This is a genomic window from Proteus sp. FZP2095 (genome assembly GCF_023701425.1).
GTDB lineage: Bacteria > Pseudomonadota > Gammaproteobacteria > Enterobacterales > Enterobacteriaceae > Proteus > Proteus cibarius.
In genome coordinates this window covers 1-378 of record NZ_JAMQBJ010000028.1, presented here as the reverse complement: position 1 = coordinate 378, position 378 = coordinate 1, and the positions used below count along the sequence as shown (strand labels likewise).

General features: G+C 46.8%; 1 protein-coding gene. It reads left to right on the top strand.

Annotated elements, in window-relative coordinates; genetic code table 11:
* Nucleotides 1-378, top strand: a 378-nt coding sequence (locus tag NBG71_RS18965; protein ID WP_250917081.1) for a GTP-binding protein, incomplete at both ends; no start/stop codon positions are given.

The following is a 378-nucleotide window of genomic DNA, read 5'->3' as shown; positions in this document are numbered from 1 at the left end:
GATCACTGGTGCTGCGCAAATGGACGGAGCTATCCTGGTTGTTGCTGCGACTGATGGCCCAATGCCACAAACTCGTGAGCACATCCTGTTAGGTCGTCAGGTTGGTGTTCCTTACATCATCGTATTCCTGAACAAATGTGACATGGTAGATGATGAAGAGTTACTGGAATTAGTAGAAATGGAAGTTCGTGAACTTCTGTCTCAGTACGATTTCCCAGGTGATGACACTCCAGTAATCCGTGGTTCAGCGCTGAAAGCACTGGAAGGCGAAGCTGAGTGGGAAGCAAAAATTGTTGAATTAGCAGAAGCACTGGATTCATACATCCCAGAACCAGAGCGTGCAATTGACAAACCATTCCTGTTACCAATCGAAGACGT